General features: G+C 72.3%; 13 protein-coding genes and 2 pseudogenes. 8 read left to right on the forward strand and 7 right to left on the reverse strand.

Annotation, left to right across the window (positions count from 1 at the left end; genetic code table 11):
• Window positions 1–102 precede the first annotated feature (102 nt).
• Window positions 103–1,077, forward strand: coding sequence for a hypothetical protein (locus ACFXGI_RS13715; RefSeq protein WP_384705621.1), 975 nt, complete (start codon window positions 103–105; stop codon window positions 1,075–1,077).
• Window positions 1,078–1,098: 21 nt separating this feature from the next.
• Here ACFXGI_RS13715 and ACFXGI_RS13720 read toward each other — a convergent pair whose 3' ends face one another.
• A complete protein-coding gene (locus tag ACFXGI_RS13720) occupies window positions 1,099–1,530 on the reverse strand; it encodes a Rieske (2Fe-2S) protein (RefSeq protein WP_030858934.1) in 432 nt (143 codons plus the stop codon).
• A gap of 135 nt (window positions 1,531–1,665) precedes the next feature.
• On the opposite strand from ACFXGI_RS13720, the gene ACFXGI_RS13725 reads away from it, so the two are divergent.
• On the forward strand, window positions 1,666–2,547 hold the full coding sequence (locus tag ACFXGI_RS13725; RefSeq protein WP_384705623.1) for a carbohydrate kinase: 882 nt from the start codon (window positions 1,666–1,668) through the stop codon (window positions 2,545–2,547).
• 274 nt (window positions 2,548–2,821) lie between these two features.
• Here ACFXGI_RS13725 and uvrA read toward each other — a convergent pair whose 3' ends face one another.
• Window positions 2,822–5,797, reverse strand: a complete 2,976-nt coding sequence (uvrA, locus tag ACFXGI_RS13730; protein WP_384705625.1) for an excinuclease ABC subunit UvrA — start codon at window positions 5,795–5,797, stop codon at window positions 2,822–2,824.
• Between the two features lie 197 nt (window positions 5,798–5,994).
• On the opposite strand from uvrA, the gene ACFXGI_RS13735 reads away from it, so the two are divergent.
• The 3 genes from ACFXGI_RS13735 (at window position 5,995) to ACFXGI_RS13745 (ending at window position 8,876) form a co-directional block, all read left to right on the forward strand.
• Window positions 5,995–6,693, forward strand: coding sequence for a maleylpyruvate isomerase family mycothiol-dependent enzyme (locus ACFXGI_RS13735; protein ID WP_384705627.1), 699 nt, complete (start codon window positions 5,995–5,997; stop codon window positions 6,691–6,693).
• Window positions 6,694–6,702: 9 nt separating this feature from the next.
• Window positions 6,703–7,359 (forward strand): MBL fold metallo-hydrolase, encoded by a 657-nt coding sequence (locus ACFXGI_RS13740; RefSeq protein WP_384705629.1) that lies wholly within the window; start codon window positions 6,703–6,705, stop codon window positions 7,357–7,359.
• 206 nt (window positions 7,360–7,565) lie between these two features.
• Entirely contained in the window at window positions 7,566–8,876 is a 1,311-nt protein-coding gene (locus ACFXGI_RS13745) for an MFS transporter (protein ID WP_384705771.1), read from the forward strand.
• Window positions 8,877–8,895: 19 nt separating this feature from the next.
• Here ACFXGI_RS13745 and ACFXGI_RS13750 read toward each other — a convergent pair whose 3' ends face one another.
• From ACFXGI_RS13750 to uvrB, 4 genes are all read right to left on the reverse strand, one after another.
• Window positions 8,896–9,879, reverse strand: a complete 984-nt coding sequence (locus ACFXGI_RS13750; RefSeq protein WP_384705631.1) for a TerC family protein — start codon at window positions 9,877–9,879, stop codon at window positions 8,896–8,898.
• A gap of 235 nt (window positions 9,880–10,114) precedes the next feature.
• On the reverse strand, window positions 10,115–12,103 hold the full coding sequence (locus ACFXGI_RS13755; RefSeq protein WP_384705633.1) for a TerD family protein: 1,989 nt from the start codon (window positions 12,101–12,103) through the stop codon (window positions 10,115–10,117).
• Window positions 12,104–12,166: 63 nt separating this feature from the next.
• On the reverse strand, window positions 12,167–12,745 hold the full coding sequence (locus ACFXGI_RS13760) for a TerD family protein (protein WP_030858917.1): 579 nt from the start codon (window positions 12,743–12,745) through the stop codon (window positions 12,167–12,169).
• 85 nt (window positions 12,746–12,830) lie between these two features.
• Complete coding sequence (gene uvrB, locus ACFXGI_RS13765; protein ID WP_384705635.1) at window positions 12,831–14,999, reverse strand: excinuclease ABC subunit UvrB; 2,169 nt, start codon at window positions 14,997–14,999, stop codon at window positions 12,831–12,833.
• Window positions 15,000–15,279: 280 nt separating this feature from the next.
• Here uvrB and ACFXGI_RS13770 point away from each other — a divergent pair, with 280 nt between their 5' ends.
• The 3 genes and pseudogenes from ACFXGI_RS13770 (at window position 15,280) to ACFXGI_RS13780 (ending at window position 18,543) form a co-directional block, all read left to right on the forward strand.
• Complete coding sequence (locus ACFXGI_RS13770; protein WP_384705637.1) at window positions 15,280–16,236, forward strand: glycerophosphodiester phosphodiesterase; 957 nt, start codon at window positions 15,280–15,282, stop codon at window positions 16,234–16,236.
• A 254-nt stretch (window positions 16,237–16,490) separates the two neighbouring features.
• Entirely contained in the window at window positions 16,491–17,054 is a 564-nt protein-coding gene (locus tag ACFXGI_RS13775) for a methylated-DNA--[protein]-cysteine S-methyltransferase (protein WP_384705639.1), read from the forward strand.
• A gap of 195 nt (window positions 17,055–17,249) precedes the next feature.
• Window positions 17,250–18,543 (forward strand): annotated as a pseudogene (locus tag ACFXGI_RS13780) (MFS transporter).
• On the opposite strand, the pseudogene ACFXGI_RS13785 reads toward ACFXGI_RS13780, so the two are convergent.
• Window positions 18,544–18,892 (reverse strand): annotated as a pseudogene (locus ACFXGI_RS13785) (cupin domain-containing protein).
• Window positions 18,893–18,972: the final 80 nt, after the last annotated feature.

Genomic DNA, 18,972 nt, shown 5'->3' on the forward strand with positions numbered 1-18,972 from the left:
GGACCGCAGTGTGAACGACTGCCGTCCTTTCACCTGGACCCCGGGCGCCACCGGCGAGCCCTCCCGCCCCACCGCGCGTGAATGTTCACAGGAGGAGCCGTCATGCGGTCGACCGGGGAGAGCACGCGGACGAGTACGCAGGCGAGCACGCAAGCGAGCGCGCAGGAGCTGGGGCAGCTGTTGCGCGCCGGCCCCTTCCACCTCGCCCTGCGTGCCGCGCTCACCGCCCGCGGCCTCCCCCTGCACCGCGTACAGCACCGGCTCGCGGCCCGCGGCATCAAGCTCGGCGTGACCAGCCTCAGCTACTGGCAGCAGGGTGCCCGCCGGCCGAGCCGCCCCGAGTCCCTGAAGGCCGTACGGGCGCTGGAGCAGATCCTGGAACTGTCCGAGGGGACCCTGCTGCGGCTGCTGGCCGCCCCGGAGGGCGCCGGGTCGCAGGCCGTCCGCCCGCCGGCCCGCTCGTACCGGGCCCTGGTCAGCGTCGGCGCGGCCGTGGAAGGGCTGCTGGCCGGGATGGAACTGCCCGCCGACGGCGGCCTGCACACCGTCGGCCACCACGAGCGGGTACGGATCGGGGCGGGCGGCGAACTGCTCGGCCGCGAGTCGCAGCACGTCGTACGGGCCCACCGCGACGGGGTCGACCGGTACCTCGCCGTCCACCACGGCGACCCCGGCTGCGACCCGGCCGGGGTCCGCGTACGGGCGGACGAGAACTGCCGGACCGGACGCGTCCGCTGGCACCCCGAGGCCGAGGTGCTGGTCGCCGAGCTGCTCTTCGACGCCCGGCTGCGCGCCGGGGACACGTACGTCTTCGGCTACGGCTTCGAGGACGGGACCGGCGGCCGCTGCACCGAGTACGTGCGCGGGTTCAGCTACAGCGGCGGACAGTACGTGCTCCAGGTCCGCTTCGACGAGGCGGCGCTTCCGGTGCGCTGCCGGCGGTTCAGCCGGTCCGGGCCGGGGGCCCCGCGCGGCTCCCTGGCGGACCTGACGCCGAGCGGGCGCCACCGCGCCGTGCACCTGGTCGAGCCGGAGGTGCGGCGCGGGCTTCTGGGCATCGGCTGGGACTGGGCGTGACGCCCGTGTCGGCGCGCCGCGTCAGCCCGCGATGAGCTTGCCGCCCTCGGCCTTGACCGGGACGGCGGGCAGCGGATCGGTGGCCGGGCCGCGCAGCACCTTGCCGGTCGTCACGTCGAAGCGGCTGCCGTGGCAGGGGCAGTTGCCCTCGCCGTCGTCGATCTTGTCCAGAACGCAGCCGGCGTGCGTGCACTGGGCGCTGAACGCCTTGTACTGGCCCTCCGCCGGGCAGCTGACGACCAGCTTCTTCTCCCGGAACAGCTTCGACCCGCCGACCGGGACCTCGGAGACGGCACCGAGCTCCACCGGGGCGGCCGGGACCGCCGGGGAGCCGGAGCCGCTGTTGCCCTCCGTGGAGCAGGCCGCGAGCGCGGCCCCGCCGCCGACGGCCCCGACGATCGCGGCGGCGCCCTTGAGGACGGTACGGCGGGCGGCGGGCTGCGACGCGGACATGCGGTTCTCCTGGCCTGGGGGCTGGTGCCGGTGGTTCTGGTGGTTCTGGTGCTACTGGTGTTTCCGGTGCCTCTGGTGGGCCCCCCGACGATACCGCTGCCCGGTTCCGCCGCCCGATGGGATACCTTCCCCCGCGTGATCGTCGTCGGTGGAGAAGCCCTGATCGACCTCGTGCCCGTGGCGCAGCCGCCGGGTGCGCTCGTGCCGCGGCCGGGCGGAGGGCCGTACAACACCGCGCTGGCGCTGGGCCGGCTCGGTGCGCAGACCGCCTTCTGCTCCCGGGTCTCGGCGGACGGCTTCGGCGTGAGCCTGCTCGACGGGCTGCGCGCGGCCGGGGTGGACCTCTCGCTGGTGCAGCGCGGGCCGGAGCCCACCACCCTCGCCGTGCCCTCGCTGGCCCCGGACGGCTCGGCGGCGTACCGCTTCTACGTGGAGGGCACGGCCGACCGGCTGTTCACCCTGCCCGCGGCGCTGCCCACGGGGACCCGGGCCCTGGCGCTCGGCACCTGCTCCCTCGCGCTGGAGCCGGGCGCGAGCGCGTACGAGGCCCTGCTGCGCCGGGAGTCCGGGCGCGGGCTGCTGACCCTGCTGGACCCCAACATCCGCCCGGCGCTGATCGGGGATCCGACGGCGTACCGGGCCCGGTTCCTGGGCTGGCTGCCGTACGTCTCGGTCCTCAAGCTGTCGGAGGAGGACGCCCGGTGGCTGGGCGGGCGGGTCTCGGACTGGCTGGCGGCCGGGCCCTCGGCGGTGGTGCTCACCCGGGGTGCGCAAGGGCTGTCGGTCCGGACCCGGGAGGGTGCGCAGTACGAGGTGCCGGCCCGCCGGGTCGCGGTGGCGGACACGATCGGGGCGGGCGACACCGTCAACGCGGCCCTGCTGCACCGCCTGTCGGCTCTCCCGGCCGGTGAGCCGGTGGACTGGCCGGGAGTCCTCGCCTACGCGGCCCACGCGGCGGCGCTGACCTGCACGAGGGCGGGCGCGGAGCCGCCGTACGCGGCGGAGCTCGGCGGATAGCGGCCCACCGGGTCCGGGCCACGGCGGGGGCGGACTCCTCCACCGGCCCGACGGGAGCCGGCGATGAAACTGGCGGTGTTCGGAGCCACGGGCGGCGTCGGCCGGCCGACAGGGCGGTGGGCGTGGCGGCCTGATCCCCGCGGCAGCCTGGCCCCGGGACCCTTGCCCGGGCGGCCCCCACGGGGGTGGAACCGCCCACGGGGGCGCGGAAGCGGAGGAGGGCCCCCGCAAGCCGTCCGGCTGCGGGGGCCCTCCTCCACCCGGCTCTGCGCGGTCAGGCCTTGCGGGCCCGGGGCGTCGCCTTCTTCGCGGCAGCCTTCTTGGCCGGGGCCGCCGTCTTCTTGGCGGCCGTCCGCTTCGCGGCGGCCTTCTTCGGCGGGGCCACGAGCGAGGCGGCGTCCGAGACCCGCTCCGCCCCCAGGATGTCCCGCAGGAACTTGCCGGTGTGGCTCGCGCCCACCGAGGCGACCTGCTCCGGCGTGCCCTCGGCCACCACGAGGCCGCCCCCGTAGCCGCCCTCGGGGCCCATGTCGATGACCCAGTCCGCGGTCTTGACGACGTCCAGGTTGTGCTCGATGACGATCACCGAGTTCCCCTTGTCCACCAGCCCCGACAGCACCTTGATCAGCTTCGAGATGTCCTCGAAGTGCAGACCCGTCGTCGGCTCGTCCAGCACGTACACCGTCCGGCCCGTCGACCGCTTCTGCAGCTCCGACGCCAGCTTCACGCGCTGCGCCTCACCACCCGACAGCGTGGGCGCCGACTGGCCGAGCCGGACGTACCCGAGCCCCACCTCGTTCAGCGTCTTCAGGTGCCGCGCGATCGTCGGCACCGCCTCGAAGAAGCCCAGAGCCTCCTCGATCGGCATGTTCAGGACTTCGGCGATCGACTTGCCCTTGTAGTGGACCTCCAGCGTCTCCCGGTTGTACCGGTCGCCGTGGCAGACCTCGCACGGGACGTACACGTCCGGCAGGAAGTTCATCTCGATCTTGATCGTGCCGTCGCCGGAGCAGTTCTCGCACCGGCCGCCCTTCACGTTGAAGGAGAAGCGGCCCGGCAGGTAGCCGCGCACCTTCGCCTCCATCGTCTCCGCGAAGAGCTTGCGCACGTGGTCGAAGACGCCCGTGTACGTCGCCGGGTTGGAGCGAGGGGTCCGGCCGATCGGCGACTGGTCGACATGCACGACCTTGTCGACGAGGTCGTCCCCGTCCACCCGCGTGTGCCGTCCCGGCACCGACCGGGCGCCGTTCAGCTCGCGCGCCAGGTGCGTGTACAGGATGTCGTTGACCAGCGTCGACTTGCCCGATCCCGATACGCCCGTGACCGCCGTGAGCACGCCCAGCGGGAAGGACACGTCGATGTCCCGCAGGTTGTTCTCCTTGGCGCCGTGCACAGTCAGCTTCCGCTCCCCGTTCACGGGACGGCGGATGTCCGGCACCGGGATGGACCGCTTCCCGGACAGGTACTGCCCGGTCATCGACTCGGAGTTCTTCAGCAGCTCCTTCAGCGAGCCGCTGTGCACGACCTTGCCGCCGTGCTCACCGGCGCCCGGGCCGATGTCCACGACCCAGTCGGCCACCTTGATGGTGTCCTCGTCGTGCTCGACGACGATGAGCGTGTTGCCCATGTCCCGCAGCCGCACCAGCGTCTCGATCAGCCGGTGGTTGTCCCGCTGGTGCAGGCCGATGGACGGCTCGTCCAGTACGTACAGCACGCCCACGAGACCGGAGCCGATCTGCGTGGCCAGCCGGATGCGCTGGGCCTCACCGCCCGACAGGGTGCCGGCGGCGCGGTTCAGCGAGAGGTAGTCCAGGCCGACGTCGACGAGGAAGCGCAGCCGCTCGTTGACCTCCTTCAGGACCCGCTCGGCGATCTTCTTGTCGCGGGCGTCGAGCCGCATCCGCCCCAGGAAGTCCGCGCACTCGCTGATCGACATGGCGGCGACCTCGGCGATGGACTTGTCCATCACCGTCACCGCGAGCACGATCGGCTTGAGCCGGGTGCCCTCACAGGTCGGACAGGGCACCTCGCGCATGTAGCCCTCGAAGCGCTCGCGGCTGGCGTCGCTCTCGGACTCCGCGTGCCGGCGCTTGACGAACGGAACGGCGCCCTCGAAGGCCGTCGTGTACGCCCGCTCCCGCCCGTACCGGTTCCGGTAGCGGACCTCGATCTGCGTCTTGTGCCCGTACAGCAGGGCCTTCTTCGCCCGCTGCGGCAGCCCGGCCCACGGGATGTCCGTACGGAAGCCCAGCTCGCCGGCGAGCGCGCCGATCAGCCGCTGGAAGTAGTCCTTGGTGTGGCCGAGGGACCACGGCGAGACCGCCCCCTCGTCGAGGGACTTGTCCTCGTCGGGGACGATCAGCTCCGGGTCCACCTCCATGCGCGTACCGATGCCGGTGCACTCGGGGCAGGCGCCGAAGGGGGAGTTGAAGGAGAAGGAACGCGGCTCCAGCTCCTCGAACGACAGGTCGTCGTACGGGCAGTAGAGGTGCTCGGAGTACATCCGCTCACGCTCGGGGTCGTCCTCGGCGAGGTCGACGAAGTCCAGGATCACCATGCCGCCGGAGAGGCCGAGGGCGGTCTCCACCGAGTCGGTGAGCCGGCGCTTGGCGCTCTCCTTGACGGTGAGGCGGTCGATGACCACCTCGATCGTGTGCTTCTCCTGCTTCTTCAGCGTGGGCGGCTCGGAGAGCTGGATGGTCTCCCCGTCCACCCGCGCCCGGCTGTAGCCCTTGGTCTGGAGGTCGGAGAAGAGGTCGACGAACTCGCCCTTGCGCTCGCGCACCAGCGGCGAGAGCACCTGGAAGCGGCTGCCCTCGGGAAGGGCGAGCACCTTGTCGACGATCGCCTGCGGCGACTGGCGGGAGATCGGGCGGCGGCACTCGGGGCAGTGGGGCTTGCCGATGCGCGCGAAGAGGAGGCGGAGGTAGTCGTAGACCTCGGTGATGGTGCCGACCGTCGAGCGCGGGTTGCGCGAGGTCGACTTCTGGTCGATCGAGACGGCCGGCGAGAGCCCCTCGATGAAGTCCACATCGGGCTTGTCCATCTGCCCCAGGAACTGGCGGGCGTACGACGAGAGCGACTCGACGTAGCGGCGCTGGCCCTCGGCGAAGATCGTGTCGAAGGCCAGCGAGGACTTGCCCGAACCGGAGAGTCCGGTGAAGACGATGAGTGAGTCGCGGGGCAGGTCAAGCGAGACGTTCTTGAGGTTGTGCTCGCGAGCGCCACGAACGATGAGACGGTCGGTCACGCCGGTCCGCACCTTTCTTGAGAGAGCGGGGGCACGGGGCCCCCGACTGTCCAGCGTACGGCTGGCTGGGTGGGCGCCTCTGCGATGGAGAAGAGCTTGGACTTCGAGCGTATAGCACGCGCATTCGATTTACGGCACTCGGCAGACGGGTTCACCCGTTCGTGTGGCCGGGGGTCGGCGGCACTAGGCTCGGATCCATGACTGATCATGTGCACGACCTGCAATCTGTACGTGAAGCCACGGACCGAATGCTGACCGCTCTCGCGAAACTGGACAACGCGGCCCTGGCCGAAGAGTCACATCTGCCGGGCTGGACCCGCGGCCACGTGCTGGCCCACCTGGCACGCAACGCGGACGCCCTCGTCAACGTCTTCGCCGGCCGCCCGATGTACGCGAGCGCCGAGGCCCGTGACTCCGACATCGAGCGCGACGCCCCGCGCCCGCTGGAGGTCCAGCTCGCCGACGTACGCGCCACCCACTCCGCGTTCCTGGCGCAGACCGGGCAGGACCAGGACTGGTCGCGCACCGTCGAGCTGCGCAACGGCGTCACCGACCTGGCCTCCAACGTGCCGTTCCGGCGCCTCGTCGAGGTCGAGCTGCACCACGTCGACCTGAACATCGGCTACGAGCTGTCCGACCTCCCGCAGGAGTTCACCGCCCGCGAGATCACCTTCCTCGCCGACCGCTGGTCAGGGCGCCCCGAGGTGCCCCCGGTGACCCTGCAGATCGAAGGCGACGGCGACGGCTCCACCTGGCACACGGGCGGCGAGGAGGGCGGTCCGGTCACCCTGCTCGGCACCGGCGCCGAGCTCCTCGCCTGGCTGGCCGGCCGCGGCGACGGGGGCGCACACCTCACTGTCGTCGGCGGTCCCCTCCCGACCCTTCCCCCGCTCTAGGATCAGGACATGACGTACAGCGGAGCAGTCAAGGTCGGCGGTCCGGCCGACGTGCACGAACTCCCGGACCTGATGATTTCCAAGGTCGCGGTGGGCCCCATGAACAACAACGCGTACCTGCTGCGCTGCCGGGCCACCGACGAGCAGCTGCTGATCGACGCGGCCGCCGAGCCGGAGACCCTGCTGAACCTGATCGGTGACGACGGCATCGCCTCGGTCGTCACCACCCACCGGCACGGCGACCACTGGGGAGCGCTCGCCGAGGTCGTCGAGGCGACCGGCGCGCGCACCTACGCGGGCACCCACGACGCCGAGGGCATCCCGGTGGCGACCGACGTGCCGGTCGCGGACGGGGACACGGTCACGGTCGGGCGGATCACGCTGACCGCCCGCCACCTGGTCGGCCACACCCCCGGCTCCATCGCTCTGATCTACGACGACCCGCACGGGCACGCGCACGTCTTCACCGGCGACTGCCTGTTCCCCGGCGGCGTCGGCAACACCTGGGGCGACCCGAAGGCCTTCGAGCGGCTGATCGACGACGTCGAGCACAAGCTCTTCGGGGAGCTGTCGGACGAGACCTGGGTCTACCCGGGCCACGGCAACGACACCACGATCGGCGCCGAGCGGCCGCACCTGGCCGAGTGGCGCGAGCGCGGCTGGTAGCAGGCGTACGGTCCGCGGCCCGGCGGGCCCACCCGCCCGGCCGGGACGTCCCGCCCGGACCGGTCCCGGTCAACACCGCGACAGGAAGCACTCCTTCCGGTCGAAGATGACCGAACGCACGTCCTGGGGGTGTGGGGCGGGGTACTTGCTGCACCATGCAACAAGACCCCTCCCCCTCCCTCCCCGCGGTCCCCCGCCCGCCCTCGATGCTGCGGCTGGCGACGGCCTCGCTCGCCGGCACCGCCATCGAGTTCTACGACTTCTTCGTCTACGGCACGGCGGCCGCCCTCGTGCTCGGCCCGCTGTTCTTCCCGTCCTTCTCCCCGCTCGCCGGGACCCTCGCCGCCTTCGGCACCTTCGGCATCGGATTCCTCGCGCGTCCGCTGGGCTCCGTGCTCTTCGGCCACATCGGCGACCGCTACGGCCGGCGCCCGGTCCTGCTCGGCTCCCTGCTGCTCACCGGTCTCGCCACGGTCGCCGTCGGCTGCGTGCCCACGTACGCGACGATCGGCATGGCGGCGCCCCTGCTGCTGCTCGTACTGCGCTTCCTCCAGGGCCTCGGCCTCGGCGGCGAGTGGGGCGGCGCCGTCCTGCTGACCGCCGAGCACGCCCCCGAGCAGCGGCGCGGACTGTGGGCGAGCTTTCCGCAGATCGGCCCGCCGGTCGGGTTCCTGCTGGCCAACGGCATGATCCTCACTCTCTCCGCGACGCTGACCGACGCGCAGTTCACGTCCTGGGGCTGGCGCGTGCCGTTCTGGGCGGCCGGCGTACTGGCCCTCGCCGGGCTGTGGCTGCGCCGCTCGGTGGAGGAGACCCCGCAGTTCCGCGCCCTCGCGGAGACCGGCCGGCGATCCGACGCCCCGCTGTCCGAGGTCGTGCGCGGGCACTGGCGGCTGGTCCTGCTGACCGGCGGAGCCCTGTCCGTCGGGTACGCGGTCTTCTACGCGGTCACCACCTGGTCCCTCGCGTACGCCACGGAGCACCTCAGGGTCGACCGCACGGTGATGCTGGGCTGCATCATGGCGGCCGTCGCGCTGAAGGCCCTGCTGACCCCGCTGGTGGCGGTGCTCGGCGACCGGTACGGCCGTCGGCCGCTCTGCCTGATCGGCAGCGCGATGTGCCTGGTGTGGATGTTCCCGTTCGTCGCGCTGCTGCGGACGGCGGATCCGGTGCTGATGACGCTGGGCTGCCTCGGCGGGCTGCTGGGCATGGTGACGATGTTCGCCGTGGTGGGCGCGTACGTGCCGGAGCTGTACGCCCCGCGGATCCGCTGCACGGGCGCGGCCGTGGGCTACAACCTGGGCGGGGTGCTGGGCGGGGCGCTGACCCCCATCGTGGCGACGGCGCTGGCGGGCGGCTCCGGTCCGCCGTGGGGCGTGGCCGTGTACCTGAGCGGGATCGCCCTGCTCAGCCTGGCCTGCTTCGCGCTGCTGCCGGAGACGAATCCGGCACTCCTGCGGGCGCGGACGGGCGCGGATGCGGGAAAGGGGGCGGCCGAAGCGGCCGCCCCCGCATAGCCCCGCGGGCGACAGGGCCCTACGCGTCGATGCTCTCCGGGCGGGCGGCGGCCTCGGCTGCCGCCTGCCTCTTCGAGGCGATCAGGCTGGTGATCGTGGTGATCACCAGGACACCGCAGATGACGCCGAGGGAGACCGGGATCGAGACGACGGGGACGTTCAGCCCGCTCTCGTGCAGGGCGTGCAGCACCAGCTTGACGCCGATGAAGCCGAGGATGATCGACAGGCCGTAGCTGAGGTGGACCAGCTTCTTGAGCAGGCCGCCGATGAGGAAGTACAGCTGGCGCAGACCCATCAGGGCGAAGGCGTTGGCCGTGAAGACGATGTACGGGTCCTGGGTGAGGCCGAAGATCGCGGGGATCGAGTCCAGGGCGAACAGCACGTCGGTGGTGCCGATGGCGAGCATGACGACCATCAGCGGGGTCAGGACGCGCTTGCCGTTGCTCTCGATGAACAGCTTGGTGCCGTGGTACTTGTCGGCGACGCCGAACTTCTTCTCGACGGACTTGAGGAGGCGGTTCTCCTCGAACTCCTCCTCGTCCTCGTCCTTGCGCGCCTCCTGGATCAGCTTCCAGGCGGTGTAGATCAGGAAGGCGCCGAAGATGTAGAAGACCCACGAGAAGCTGGCGATGATCGCCGCGCCGGCGGCGATGAAGATCGCGCGCAGTACCAGGGCGATCAGCACGCCCACCAGCAGGACGCGCTGCTGGAGGTGGGAGGGCACCGCGAACTTCGCCATGATCAGGACGAAGACGAAGAGGTTGTCGACGCTCAGGGACTTCTCGGTGATGAAGCCGGCGAAGAACTCCTGCGAGGCCTGGCCGTTGCCGAAGAACCACAGGCCGAGGCCGAAGAGTGCGGCGAGCACGATCCAGACGATCGTCCAGGTGCCCGCTTCCTTGATCGATACGTCGTGCGGTTTGCGGCCGATGAAGAAATCGGCGCCGATGAGGATGCACAGACCGAGAATGGTCAGCACCCAGAGGGTCCACGAAACGTCCACTGCTAATTCGCCTCCGGCAGATGGCTCAGCACACATGTCAGCGTCATCGCTGCCGGAGGTCTCTTCCACCCGGGCGGCCTGGAGGCCGTGGGCCGGCGCCCCGGGACCGGCTGCGTTCACAACCGAGTGGTCCGTATTGACGGGTACGCCGTAGCAGGAAAGCAGGAATACTCCCCTCCGCGTGCCCAGGGTACCCGTCAGAGCCCGTAAAGGTAAAGAGAAGACCAAGGGGCGGTCATGGGCGGGCATCGCGGCGGTGGGCGGCGATCCGTTCCAGGGTCTGTTCCAGGACCCGGCTGCCCGGCGGCGGCAGGTCCGGCTCGAAGGTCCACGCGTGGCCGACCCACGGATCGGCGAGGTGGTTGTCGGGCACCGGCGACAGCCTCATCAGCGAGCGCCACAGCGGATCCAGCAGCGGCCCGTACGCTGAGGCCTCGTCCCGGTCCGCCACCATCAGCAGGTGGACGCCGACCGCCGGACCCTCGTCGGCGAGGTAGCGCAGCCGGGTCACGGCCCGGTCGTCGAACCCGTGCGGGAAGTCGTGCACGATCAGCAGCTGGTCGGCGAGGTCCACATCGGGCGGCAGATCCTCGGGAGCCCCGGCCCGCACCGCCATCTGTACGAGGTCCACCCGGCGGGTCAGCGCCTCCAGGGTCCCCGTGACCCCGGCGGCCCCGGCGGCGGGCGGCCCGGCCAGCACCCCGGCCGCGACGAGCGGCGCCAGGGAGGCGGCCCCCGCCCCGGCGGCGTCGATGACGTGCACGGAGAACCGGTCGCCGGGGTGGACCGCGAGCAGCCGGACCGCGTGCGCGACGGCCATGTCCATGGCGGCCCGGCGCAGCCGGTCGGTGTCCATGGTCATCGCGGCCTCGGAGCCGGTACGGCCGTTGTCGATCCAGAGCCCGCGCTCCAGCGGGGCCCGCACCAGCATGGGGATGCGCAGGTCGGGCCGCTCGGGCAGGTGCAGGTCGCCGAGGCGCAGCGCCAGCGGGGCCTCCTCGGGAACGGCGTGGCCGTGCCAGACGGGGTTGGCCCAGCGGGCGTACGGGGCCGGCAGCGCGGGCTCGACCACCTCGGACTCGGCGATCAGCTGGGCGAGGTCCCGGTCGAGCACGGCCTTGGCCTGGGCGACGAGCTCGTCGTGGCGGGCGCGGGCGGCGTCGCGGGCGGCGTTGCCGGAGCCTCCGAGCCGGTGACGGGGGTCGGACAGGGCCTCGTCGAGCTCGCGGTCCATCCGGGACTCGGCGAAGTCGCAGGCGCTGCGGTAGGCGGCCACGGAGCGGGCCAGGTCCTCGAACATGCCCCAGACCTGGTTGTAGAGCCGTTCCTCCAGGGACCAGCCGCTCGCGTCGCCCGCGACCGGTGCGGGCGGGCGGTCCGCCTCCGGGGAGGGGACGGGGCGCGGGCCGGGCTCGGGGGGCTCCGTGGTCGTGCGGCGGCGGCGCGGGTGGGCGTAGTCGATGGTGGGCGGCCCGCCGATGGTGTCGGCGGACGCGGGACCCGGTGCGGCTCCGGCGGTGCCCGGGTACGGGACACCGGTGGCGGGGAGCGGCTCCGGGGCCGGCGGGGTCGGCGCCGGGGCCTCCCCGGCGCCGACAGCGGCGTCCTGCGGGGCCCGCACGCCGTGCGCAAGGGTGGGCGGGGCCGCCGTCGGCAGGGCGGCCAGGGTGATGTCGCCGGACGGCACCAGCCCGGTGGCCACGTCCGCCAGGGCGGTGGCGGCCGGGCCGCCCAGCCCGGCGTCGGCCAGGAGCGCGCCGAGCCCGCCGGCGTACCCCTGGCCCACGGCTCGGACCTTCCAGGCACCCTGGCGCCGGTAGAGCTCCAGGGCCACGACGGCGGTCTCGGCGTCCAGCCCGGTCAGCGTGTACCCGGCGAGCTCGGCGCCCTCCGGGTCGGCCACGGCCACGTACGACGCGGGGACCGCGCCGAACCCCGCCGGCCCGCCGGGCGGCAGGACGAGGACCACCCCGAGCCGGTGCACGGCGGGGGCGACGGCGTCGAGGTCGACGGCGAAGCGGTGCTCGCCCGCCACCGCCTCCGGCACCTCCAGTCCGGGCAGTCTGCGGGCGCCGGGGTGGGCCACCGACTCGGGGCCGGCCAGCCGGCCGGCGTCGTCGCAGGCCGAGGCCAGGGCCAGCACGGGCGTGCCCGCCGAGACCCTGATCTCCACCCGCGTCCGGGACAGGGGGTGGTTCTGCCCCCGGACCAGTTCGGCCGTCATCCTGCAGCCCTCCCCCGTGCCCTTGCTCTTCTGCTCTGTTCTGTTCGGCTGTTCCGGCGCCGCTTACAGGTGCGGCAGGATCGACGGCATCAGGTCCTGGAACGTCCGGCCGTTGGCCGGGTTGCCGAGGGCCGTCATCTGCCAGCCGCCGCCGACGCGCGACACCTTCGCCATGATCTGCGCGGTGTACTGGCCGCCGCCGTCGAGCGTGTAGCGCGCCAGCTCCTGGCCGTTGGTCTCGTCGACGATGCGGCAGAAGGCGTTCTGCACCTCCTGGAACGTCTGGCCGGTGAACGAGTTCACCGTGAAGACGATCTGGTCGATGTGCACCGGCACGCGCTGGAGGTCGACGAGGATCGACTCGTCGTCCCCGCCCTGGCCGGCGCCGCCGACGAGGTTGTCACCGGTGTGCCGGACCGAGCCGTCGTCGCTCTGCAGGTGCCGGAAGAACACCACGTCCACCGGCTGCTTGTCGGCGAAGAGCACCGCCGACGCGTCCAGGTCGATCTCCCGGGTCCGCGAGCCGAACAGACCGCGGCGCTTGGCGGCCTGCCAGCCGAGGCCCATCCGGACCGCGGTCAGCGTGCCCCCGTCCTGCTTCTGCAGACTGATGGCCTGACCCTTGGTCATGTTGACCGTCACGCCTGTCCCCTCTCCCTAGCCCGCCCCCGATGTGGGTGCGCATGTGTACCTGCGGCTGCTGCCAACCCTACTGACCGGCTCCGGGTCAGGCGAGGCCCGCTTCCCTCATCTGTCGGAGCTCCTTCTTCAGCTCGCCCACCTCGTCGCGGATCCGGGCCGCGACCTCGAACTGGAGCTCGGCCGCCGCTCCGCGCATCCGCTCGGTCATCTGCTCGATGAGCGCGGCCAGTTCCTCGGCCGGACGGTCCGTCAGCACGGCGGCGTCCCTGGCCGCCTTCGCGGCCTTGGCACCCTTGACCGCCTTGCCGCCCACGGTGACCTGGCCCGCCTTGACCACACCGAGCGCGGGCACGGGAGCCTTGGCGCCCTTGCCGTCCTTGCCCTGGCGGTACCCGGTGCCGAGCAGCTGCTCGGTGTCCAGCTCCTCGCGGGCGATGGTGGCGACGATGTCGTTGATCTTCTTGCGCAGCGGCTGCGGGTCGATCCCGTTCGCCGTGTTGTACGCGATCTGCTTCTCCCGGCGCCGGTTGGTCTCGTCGATGGCCTTCTCCATCGCCGGGGTCATCTTGTCCGCGTACATGTGGACCTGGCCGGAGACGTTGCGCGCCGCGCGGCCGATGGTCTGGATCAGGGACGTGCCGGAGCGCAGGAAGCCCTCCTTGTCCGCGTCGAGGATCGCCACCAGCGAGACCTCGGGCAGGTCGAGGCCCTCGCGCAGCAGGTTGATGCCGACCAGGACGTCGTACTCGCCGGCGCGCAGCTCGCGCAGCAGCTCGATGCGGCGCAGCGTGTCGACGTCGCTGTGCAGGTAGCGCACCTGGATGCCGAGCTCCAGGAAGTAGTCCGTGAGGTCCTCGGCCATCTTCTTGGTGAGGGTGGTGACCAGGACGCGCTCGTCCTTCTCCACCCGCTGCCGGATCTCGTGGACCAGGTCGTCGATCTGTCCCTCCGTGGGCTTGACCACGACCTCGGGGTCGATGAGCCCGGTGGGGCGGATGATCTGCTCGACGAAGCCGTCGCCGCGGGAGAGCTCGTACTTGCCGGGGGTCGCCGACAGGTAGACCGTCTGGCCGATGCGCTCCTGGAACTCCTCCCACTTCAGCGGCCGGTTGTCGAGGGCGGAGGGCAGCCGGAAGCCGTGGTCGACGAGGGTCCGCTTGCGGGAGGCGTCGCCCTCGTACATCGCGCCGATCTGCGGCACGGTGACGTGCGACTCGTCGATGACGAGGAGGAAGTCCTCGGGGAAGTAGTCGATGAGGGTGTTGGGCGCGGAGCCGCGCTCGCGGTCGTCCATGTGCAGCGAGTAGTTCTCGATGCCGGAGCAGGACCCGATCTGGCGCATCATCTCCAGGTCGTAGGTGGTGCGCATGCGCAGCCGCTGGGCCTCCAGCATCTTGCCCTGCTTCTCCAGCTCGGCGAGGCGCTCGGCCAGCTCCGCCTCGATGCCGCGGACCGCCTTCTCCATGCGCTCGGGGCCGGCGACGTAGTGGCTGGCGGGGAAGACGTACAGCTCGCGGTCCTCGCTGATGACCTCGCCCGTCAGCGGGTGCAGGGTGGAGAGGGCCTCGATCTCGTCGCCGAACATCTCGATGCGGACGGCCAGTTCCTCGTAGACCGGGAAGATCTCGATGGTGTCGCCGCGCACGCGGAAGGTGCCGCGGGTGAAGGCCACGTCGTTGCGCGTGTACTGGATGTCGACGAAGCGGCGCAGCAGCTGGTCCCGGTCCATCTCCTCGCCGACCTTGAGGGGGACCATCCGGTCGACGTACTCCTGCGGGGTGCCGAGGCCGTAGATGCAGGACACGGAGGCGACGACGATCACATCGCGCCGGGTGAGGAGCGAGTTCGTCGCGGAGTGGCGCAGCCGCTCCACCTCCTCGTTGATCGAGGAGTCCTTCTCGATGTAGGTGTCCGACTGCGGTACGTACGCCTCGGGCTGGTAGTAGTCGTAGTACGAGACGAAGTACTCGACGGCGTTGTTCGGCAGGAGCTCGCGGAACTCGTTCGCCAGCTGGGCGGCGAGCGTCTTGTTCGGCGCCATCACGAGGGTCGGGCGCTGGAGCTTCTCGATCATCCAGGCGGTGGTCGCCGACTTGCCGGTGCCGGTCGCACCCAGCAGGACGACATCCTTCTCACCTGCACGGATGCGCTTCTCCAGCTCGGCGATGGCCGCCGGCTGGTCGCCGCTGGGCTGGTAGGGGCTGACGACCTCGAAAGGCGCCACCGTGCGTTCGATCTTCGATACGGGCCGCATGAGTCCACCGTACGACCCCCCACTGACACTCACGCAGCCGCGCGGGTCCGGGGCGCCGCGGCGGGGGCGGCCCGGCGCGTCGGCCCGTGCGGCCGGGCGGGTCCGGCGGACGGGTCGGGAGTCCTCCTTTCTGGTCCGTTTGTCGTAGTTCGGTGGCGGCCCGGTGATCTTCAACCGCATGATCGCCGTAGATGTCCCCCGTGTAGTGCAACGCCGCAACGTCTGCCAGTCCGCACGCGTCTGACGCAGGAACAGGGCTCCCGAAACGAGGAGAACGCACATGTACGTCCGACCCGCCGCCGCGGCCACCGCCGCATTCCTGGGCTTCGCCCTGACCCTGCTGGGCGGGACGGCCGCATCCGCCGCCTCCGGCCCCACCGTCCCCTCCACCCCCTCCGGCTCCACCGGTCCCGCGGGTCCCGCGGGTCCCGCAGGCACCCCGGGGCTGCTGGGCCCCGTCGTGTACGCCCACCGGGGGGCTTCGGCGTACGCCCCCGAGAACACGCTCGCCGCGATCGACCTCGCGATGCGGCTCGGCTTCGACTGGGTCGAGAACGACGTCCAGCGCACCAAGGACGGCGAGCTGGTCGTGATCCACGACGACACCCTGGCCCGCACCACCGACGCCGAGCAGGCGTTCCCCGACCGCAAGCCCTGGCGGGTCAAGGACTTCACGGCGGCGGAGATCGCCACGCTGGACGCGGGCAGCTGGTTCGGCGAGGAGTTCGCGGGCGAGCGCGTCCCGACCCTGCGGGAGTACCTCGACCGGGTGGAGCGCAACCGGCAGCGGCTGTTGCTGGAGGTCAAGAAGCCCGAGCTCTACCCCGGCATCGAGAAGCAGACCCTCCAGGTGCTGGGCGAGGCCGGCTGGCTCGACACGGACCACGTGCAGCGCCGGCTGGTCGTCCAGAGCTTCAGCGCCGACTCCGTACGCCTCGTGCACGGCCTGCGCCCGGACCTCGTGACGGCCTTCCTGGGCACCCCGACCCTCGCCGAGCTGCCGAAGTACGCCCAGTTCACGGACCGGATCAACCCGTGGCACACCACCATCTCCGCCGACTGGGTGGCGGCGGTGCACGACCTGAGGGGCGCCCACGGCAAGGCGATGGAGGTGGACACCTGGATCGTCGACGACGCGGCGACGGCCCGCAAGGTGCAGGGGATGGGCGTGGACGGGATCATCACCAACGCCCCGGACGTCGTGCACCAGGCGGTGCTCGGAGCCTTCGCGTTCTAGGGCGTGTCCGCAAAGTAGCGCCGTCCGCCCGCAGGGCGGTCTCGCGGCGTCCGGTGCGTGCTCTCGGCGTGCCGGGCGGAAGCCCGTGTACTGGACGTACTCGGGATTTCGCCCGGTGCGCCGAGAGCACGTGCCGGGCGTCGCGGGGCAGGCGGGACTTTGCGGACACGCCCTGGCGGTGCGGGGGGGCCTTCGCGTGCGGACACCCCCAGGGACGCTCCCGGGCTGTCGGACCCTCCCCGTACGGTGGAGGGGTGGACAGCACCGAGCGGCCCCGCGGGCCGCACCTCGAATGGACCGTCGTCCCCAGCGACATCGGCCCCCTGCTCCTGGCCGCGACCCCGGAGGGTCTGGTCCGGGTCGAGTTCCACGCCGGGCCGGACCGGGTCGACAAGCTGATCGGCTCCCTCGTCTCCCGGCTCGGCGCCGACGCCTGGCGCCCGGCACCGGGGCGGGAGGTGCTGCTGGCCGAGCCGATACGCCAGCTGAAGGCGTATTTCGGGGGCACGCTCAAGCGCTTCGAGCTGCCGCTGGACTGGCGGCTCAGCTCCGGCTTCAACCGGCAGGTGCTCCAGGAGCTGGACCGCTCGGTGCCGTACGGGGCGGTCGTCGGGTACGGGGAGCTGGCGGCCCGCGTCGGCCAGCCGGGCGCGGCCCAGGCCGTGGGCAACGCCATGGGGTCGAACCCGCTCCCGCTGGTCGTGGCCTGCCACCGGGTCGTGGAGAACGACGGCGGCATCGGCGGCTTCGGCGGCGGGGTGGAGACCAAGCGCAGCCTGCTGGCCCTGGAGGGCGTCCTGCCGCAGCCGCTGTTCTGAGGGGAGCGGCGGGGCGCCGGCGGGGGCACGCGCGGGGGTGCACACGTAGGGCCCCAGCAGTGGATCGGGGTCGGGGGGTGCATCCCCCGTTCCGTCCGGCCGTAAGGGGTGGGAAACTGCCGCGGTGACTACTGCCACCGCCTCCGGCCGCACCGCGCCCGTACACCACCCTGCGCCGCGCCGGGGGTGTACGGCATGACCGCGATACCCGGCACCGACCGGCCCGCCCCGCTTGTGAGCGCGGCGGACCTGCCCCAGCTCCAGCGCCGCGTCTCGGGGGTGCTGACGCGAGCCAGATGCTGGGCGGCGTCGGCGTGCCCATCAGCATCGCCCTGGCCCGGTCCTCGCGACGGAGGTCAGCGGCACCGAAGCGCTGTCCGGCTTCGCCTCCACCGCCGCCGTGATCGGCACCGCTGCGGTCTCGCTCCCGCTCGCCGCCCTGATGACCGCGCGCGGCCGGCGGCCGGGGCTGGTCCTCGGGTACGGGATCGGCGCCGTCGGCGCGGGCCTGGTGGTCCTCGCCGCCGCGATCGGGAACTTCCCGCTGCTGATGCTCGGCATGGCCGCCTTCGGAGCCGCCTCTTCGGCCAACCTCCAGGCCCGGTTCGCGGCCGCCGACCTCGCGGCCCCGGACCGCCGGGCCCGCGCCGTCTCCCTCGTCGTCTGGGCCTCGACCCTGGGCGCGGTGCTCGGCCCGAACCTCTCCGCCCCGGCCGGCCGCAGCTTCGCCGGCACCTCCATACCCGAGACGGCGGGCCCCTTCGTGTGGGCCGGCGCCGTCTTCGTCCTCACCGCCGCGCTGATCGGCCTGTTCCTGCGGCCGGACCCGCTGCTGACGGCCCGGGCGCTGGCCTCGCCCGCGGAGCAGGCCACGGGCGGCCGCTCGCTGCGCGCGGGGTTCGCGGCCGTCAAGGGCTCCCCGCGGGCGCGCCTGGCCCTGGTCACCGTCGCGGTGTCCCACACCGCCATGGTCTCGATCATGGTGATGACCCCGGTCGACCTGGGCCACCACGGCGCCACGCTGGAGCTCGTCGGCCTGGTGATCAGCGGTCACATCGCGGGCATGTTCGCCTTCTCGCCGGTCATGGGCTGGCTCGCGGACCGGGTCGGCCGGCTGGCCGTGATCGGCCTGGCGGCCGGCCTGCTGTCGGTGGCCGCCCTGCTCGCCGGCACCGCCGGACCGAGCCACGCGCAGAGCGCGATCGGCCTGTTCCTGCTCGGCCTCGGCTGGTCCGCCGGCATGGTCTCCGGCTCGGCCCTGCTCACCGACTCGGTGCCGCAGGCCGCGCGGGCCGCCGTACAGGGCCTGAGCGACCTCACGATGAACACGTGCGCGGGCGTGGGCGGTGCGGCCGCCGGCCTGGTCATGTCGCACGCGGGCTACGGCTGGCTGAACGCGATCGGCGCGGCCCTGCTGCTGCCGATGGCTGCGCTGGCCCTGTTCACCGCGCGCCGCCACCCCGCCGCCGCCCCGGCCGCTAGTAGCTGATTAGGCCTTGCGCAGCGTCTCGTGGACGGTCCAGGTGGTCTTGTCGCCCTCCCGGAGCACGCACGCGGAGCCGGGGCCCACCTCCAGGGTCTCGCCGCCCTCGACCTCGACGGTGGCGCGGCCGCTGACCACCACGAACAGCTCGTTCGCCTCGGTGTCGGTGACCACTCCCGGGGTGATCTGCCAGATGCCGCGCACCTGGGCGCCGTCGGGGGGACTCCCACAGCACCTTGCCCGTCACGACGGGTTCGCCGGAGAGGATCTGGCCGGGATCGAGGTCCTCGGCCTCCAGTTCGGCGTCCGGTACGGATACGGCGAACGAGGCGGGACCGTGCTCACTGGTGCTCATGCCGACTCACCCTAATCCGCCCGTCCGGCGCTCCGCGGTGACCACAACGTCCATGCTCCGCCCGCCGCACAGGTCAACCT

The organism is Streptomyces sp. NPDC059355 (genome assembly GCF_042752335.1).
Taxonomy (GTDB): Bacteria; Actinomycetota; Actinomycetes; order Streptomycetales; family Streptomycetaceae; genus Streptomyces.